The 4,861-nt window shown below is 76.1% G+C and carries 5 protein-coding genes and 1 pseudogene; 5 read left to right on the top strand and 1 reads right to left on the bottom strand.

Annotated features, from left to right (window positions below):
- Positions 1-33: 33 nt before the first annotated feature.
- The 5 genes and pseudogenes from LCD35_RS19620 (at position 34) to LCD35_RS19595 (ending at position 4,301) form a co-directional block, all read left to right on the top strand.
- A complete protein-coding gene (locus LCD35_RS19620; RefSeq protein WP_225044617.1) occupies positions 34-1,014 on the top strand; it encodes a phytoene/squalene synthase family protein in 981 nt (326 codons plus the stop codon).
- Positions 1,011-1,715 (top strand): class I SAM-dependent methyltransferase, encoded by a 705-nt coding sequence (locus LCD35_RS19615; protein ID WP_224958737.1) that lies wholly within the window; start codon positions 1,011-1,013, stop codon positions 1,713-1,715. Before LCD35_RS19620 ends, LCD35_RS19615 begins: the two co-directional genes overlap by 4 nt.
- A pseudogene (locus tag LCD35_RS19610) lies at positions 1,708-2,580 on the top strand (FAD-dependent oxidoreductase); the annotation flags it as partial. The gene LCD35_RS19615 and the pseudogene LCD35_RS19610, both read left to right, overlap by 8 nt.
- 310 nt (positions 2,581-2,890) lie before the next feature.
- Positions 2,891-3,430: an FAD-dependent oxidoreductase gene (locus tag LCD35_RS19605; RefSeq protein ID WP_225044615.1), complete on the top strand. Its 540-nt coding sequence runs from the start codon at positions 2,891-2,893 to the stop codon at positions 3,428-3,430.
- A 616-nt stretch (positions 3,431-4,046) separates the two neighbouring features.
- Positions 4,047-4,301 (top strand): hypothetical protein, encoded by a 255-nt coding sequence (locus LCD35_RS19595; protein ID WP_225044614.1) that lies wholly within the window; start codon positions 4,047-4,049, stop codon positions 4,299-4,301.
- On the opposite strand, the gene LCD35_RS19590 is transcribed toward LCD35_RS19595, so the two are convergent.
- A partial coding sequence (locus LCD35_RS19590) for a DUF5914 domain-containing protein (protein WP_374108115.1) occupies positions 4,256-4,861 on the bottom strand: 606 nt, incomplete at its 5' end. The two genes, LCD35_RS19595 and LCD35_RS19590, sit on opposite strands and share 46 nt — an antisense overlap.

Here is a 4,861-nt window from a genome sequence, read left to right as displayed (position 1 = left end):
GGCGACCCGTGTGCTTCGATCTCCACCGTGGACGTGCCGAACCGAGAACTCCGGCGCCCCGCCCGAGAAACCTCACCAGCGGCGCGGCGCGAACTCGACGCCGCAGGCATCCACGACCCCGCCCTCCGCGCCGCCTACACCCGCTGCCGCGCCCTCAACGCCGAACACGGCCGCACCTACTTCCTCGCCACCCGGCTCCTCCCCACCGCAGACCGCCCCGCCGTGCACGCCCTCTACGGATTCGCCCGCTGGGCCGACGACATCGTCGACGACACCACCACCCCCACCGACACCCGCGAACGCGAACTCCACCACCTCGACGCCGCCCTGCACCGCGCCCTCCACCACCGCGGCACCGGCCACCCCGCCCTCGCCGCCGTCGCCGACACCGCCCACCGCTACCGGCTCCCCACCACCCTGTTCACCGACTTCATGCGCTCCATGCGAATGGACCTGCGCATCACCGAATACCCCACCCGAGCCGCACTCGACGACTACGTCCACGGCTCCGCCGGAGTCATCGGCCTGCAAGTCCTCCCCGTCCTCGGCACCACCGGCCCCCGCGAACACGCCGCACCCCACGCCGCCGCACTCGGATTCGCCTTCCAGCTCACCAACTTCCTCCGCGACGTCGGCGAAGACCTCGACCGCGGCCGCGTCTACCTCCCCGCCGACGAACTCGCCGCCTTCGGCGTCGACACCGACCGGCTGCACTGGTGCCGCCGCACCGGACGCCCCGACGCACCCGTCCGCCGCGCCCTCAGCGACCAGGTCGCCCGCACCCGCGCCCTCTACCGCAGCGCCGAACCCGGCATCGCCCTCCTGCACCCCGCAGCCCGCCCCTGCGTGCGCACCGCACACCTGCTCTACGGCGAAATCCTCGACCTCATCGTCGAATCCGGCTACCAGGTCTTCGGCCACCGCCTCGCCGTACCCACCAGCCGACGCCTCGGCGTCGCCGCACCCCGCATGCTCACCGCACTCACCGCCCGCGCCCTGCGGAGCCGCCGATGAACCCCCGGGTCACCACCCTCTTCGACCGCGGCGGCCGCGACTACGACGCCCTCGTGGCCGCCAACCCCGGCTACCACCGCGACCTGCACCGCTCCGCCCGGCGCCTCCGCATCCCCGGCGACGGCCACGGCCTCCACCTGCTCGACCTCGGCTGCGGCACCGGCGCCTCCACCCGCGCCCTGCACCGAGCGCTGCCCGCCGCCACCATCACCGCCGTCGACGGATCCGCCCGCATGCTCGCCCGCGCCCGCGAGAAGCCCTGGCCCCCCACCGTCCGCTTCGTCCACGCCGACGCCCACGGCCTCCCCGACGCCGGCGTGCACGGCCCGTTCGACGGCATCCTCGCCGCCTACCTGCTGCGCAACCTCCCCGACCCGGACGCCGGACTCCGCCTGCTGCACGACCTGCTCCGGCCCGGAGCACCGCTGGCCGTGCACGACTACTCGCTGCCCCGGCGCCGCGCCGACCGGCTGCTGTGGCACGCCGTGTGCTGGAGCGTGATCATCCCCGCCGGGCGGTGGGTCACCGGCGACACCGCGCTCTACCGCTACCTGTGGCGCAGCGCCCTCGACTTCGACTCCCCACCGGAACTCACCGCGCGGATGCGCCGCACCGGGTTCACCGGCGTGCGCGTCGAACCCATGTCCGGCTGGCAGCGCACCCTCACCCACACCTTCCTCGGGAGGAGACCCGTTGCGTGACCCGCGCGCCGTCCGCCACCCCGCGCACCCCGGCGCCGACCGAGCAGGCACCGGCGGTCCCCGCGTCGCCGTCGTCGGCGGCGGCCACGCCGGGCTCACCGCCGCCGCCTGCCTGAGCGACCGCGGCGCCGACGTGCTGCTGCTGGAACGCGAACCGCACCTCGGCGGACGCGTCGGCGGCTGGAGCACCACCCTCGCCGACGGCTCCGAGGTCGCGATGAACCGCGGCTTCCACGCGTTCTTCCGGCAGTACTACAACCTGCGCCGCCTGCTGCGCCGCGCCGACCCCGACCTCGCCGGGCTCGTCGCCCTCCCCGAGTACCCGCTGCTGAGCGCGGGCGGCAGCACCGACACCTTCGCCGGGCTCCCCCAGTCACCGCCGTGGAACGCGCTCGGCTTCGTCTCCCGCAGCCCCACCTTCCGCTGGCGCGACGTGCCCGGCATGGACCTGCGCGCCGCCGCCACCCTCGCCGACGTGCGGGTGCCCGGCGTCTACGCCCGGCTGGACGGGACCAACGCCGCCGACTACCTGCGCGACATCGGGTTCCCGCCCGCCGCGCGGCACCTGGCGTTCGAGGTGTTCTCCCGCAGCTTCTTCGCCCCGCCCACCGACCTGTCCGCCGCCGAGCTGGCGCTGATGTTCCACCTGTACTTCCTCGGCTCCAGCGAAGGACTGCTGTTCGACGTCGCCGCCGACTCGTTCCCCACCGCGCTGTGGGAACCGCTGCGGACGCACCTCGCAGCCCGGGGCGTGCGGTTCCGGCTCGGCACCGAGGTCGCCGAGATCTCGCACCGCGGCCCGCGCGAGTTCGCCGTGCACCCGGCGGACGGCGAGCCGGTGGCGGCCGACGCCGTGGTGCTGGCCACCGAACTCGGCGGAGCGCAGCGCGTTCTCGCCGGCTCCCCCGAACTGGCGCACCGCGCGTGGCGGGAGCGGATCGGGGGGGGGGGGGGGGCCCCCCCCGGCCGGGGGGGCCGGGGGGGGGGGGGCCGGCCGGGGGGCGCGCCCCCCCCCCCCCGCCGCGGCCCCCCCCGCGGGGGCGGGGGGGGCCGCCGCGGTGGTGCGGGCCACCGCCGTCGGCGGCGCGCAGCGCGTTCGGGGGGGCCCCCCCGCCCGGCCCCCCGGGGGGGGGGGGGGGCGGGGGGGGGCGCGGCGCCGCCCACCACCGTTCCTGGTGTCCCGGTTCTGGCTGGACCGGCCGGTGCGCGCCGACCGGCACGCGTTCCTCGGCACCAGCGGGTTCGGCCCGGTGGACAACATCAGCGTGCTGGAGCGCTACGAGCACGACGCCGCCGAGTGGACCCGCGCGCACGGCGGATCCGTCGTCGAGGTGCACTGCTACGCCCTGACGTCCGACGCGACCGTCCCGGGAATGCGGTCCCGGGTGCTCGACGAGCTGCACCGGGTCTACCCGGAGACCACCACGGCCGGGATCGTCGACGAACGCCACGAGCTGCGCGCGGACTGCCCGCTGTTCCCGCCCGGCGGGTTCGCCGCGCGGCCGACGATCACCACCCCCGAACCGGGACTGGTGCTGGCCGGGGACCACGTGCGGGTCGACCTGCCGGTGGCGCTGATGGAACGGGCCGCCACCAGCGGGATGCTCGCGGCGAACCGGTTGCTGCGACTGTGGGGGCTGCGCGGGCACGACGTGTGGAGCGTGCCGGTCGCAGGGCGCTCACCGCTGCTGCGGCTGGCCGCGCGGTTCGCCTGAGGTCCTCCTTGCGGGGCTTGTGTTTTCGTCTTCTTGGAGTACTGATTTCGGTCGACACTGAAACCATCGTGCTTAAAAAGATGCGTCGGCCGGGCGGGCCGCCGCCCCGCCGACGATCCAGGGCTCAGGCGCCGCTGCCGCCGTCGACCGGGACGCTCGCGCCGGTCACTCGAGGCCCGATCGCTGAGCAGCCACGCGGCCGCCTCCGCGCTCTCCCGCGGCTGCGCCATCCGCCCCAGCCGGCTCGTCGTCGTCACCCGTTCCACCACCCCGGGCGTCGCCGCCTCCCAGGCATCGATCATCTCCGTGGCCGTACCGCCCGGCGTGCGGATCCGGACCGCGGCGCCGGACACCGGGACTCCGCCGCGAAGAGGCCGCGGTCCTCGCGCACCTCTCCACCCGAGTACTACGTCCGGCTCGAACAAGGCAGGGCACCGCGCCCGTCGGGCGAAGTCCTCGCCGGGATCTCCGCCGCGCTGCCGCTCACCGACGCCGAATCCGACCACCTGCACGTCCTGCCGGTCCCGCGCCCAACCGGACCCGGCGGCACCGGCGCGACGTCCGGCCCGGCATCCGCGCGCTGCTCGAACGACTACCGCTGACGGCGGGCATCGTGGTGTCCGCCAGGTTCGACGTGCTCGCGTGGCATCCCGTCGTCGGGGAGGTCACCGTCGACTGCGACTCGCTCGCGCTCACCGATCGGGACCAGCACCTCGTGCTCTACACCGCGCAGCCCGGCTCCCGCGACGCCGAAGCGCCGGCGCTGCTGGACGTGCTGGGCGCCGAGCGGTTCGACGCGGGCGAAGCCCCGCGACCGGATGACCTTCAGCCCCCGGACCGGCCGCGCAGCTCGCAGCGGCGCTCCGCGTAGGCCAGGTCGTCGCGCCACAACCGCAACGCCGCCCACCGCATCACCGGCCGCAACCCGCCCGCCGCCGCGCGGGCCAGCCGGAAGCCCGGCCGCGTCGAATGCGCCACCACCGCTTCGACCACCGCCGTCGTCGGGCGCCCGGCCGAGTTCCGGCCCAGCGGCGTCGCGTGCGTCTCGACGACGCTGCCCAGGCCCTCCCCCGCCACGATGTGCATCACCACGGTGCGCGGCTCCGGGGCGGTGAACGTCGCGCGCACCGGCACCCCCACTCCCCCGGTCAGCCGGAACGACACCGCGACCTCGAACTCGTCCCGCTCCGCGTCCGGCTCGCGCAGCACCTCCAGGTTCGCGAACGAGTACGGGTGGAACCACGAGCCGTGCCACGGGTCCAACCGGTTCGCCACCACGTCCCGCGGCTCGCACACCCCCACCGCGGTGGCCCCCGCGCCGCCGCCGCCCCCCCCCCGCGGCCGGGGGGGGGGCCGCCCCCCCCCCGGGGGGGCCCCCGCCGCGGTGCTGCCCCGGCTCGGCGTGGCGCTGGTGCAGATCGCCGCGGTCGC

Source organism: Saccharopolyspora sp. 6V (assembly GCF_020176785.1).
GTDB lineage: Bacteria > Actinomycetota > Actinomycetes > Mycobacteriales > Pseudonocardiaceae > Saccharopolyspora_C > Saccharopolyspora_C gregorii.
The sequence above is the reverse complement of the archived record's forward strand: the minus strand, read 5'-3'. Positions and strand labels throughout refer to the sequence as shown.

Bases quoted from the DNA above. Each gene is read 5' to 3' on its own strand.
- LCD35_RS19615 (WP_224958737.1), top strand. From the start codon at position 1,011: ATGAACCCCCGGGTCACCACCCTCTTCGACCGCGGCGGCCGCGACTAC.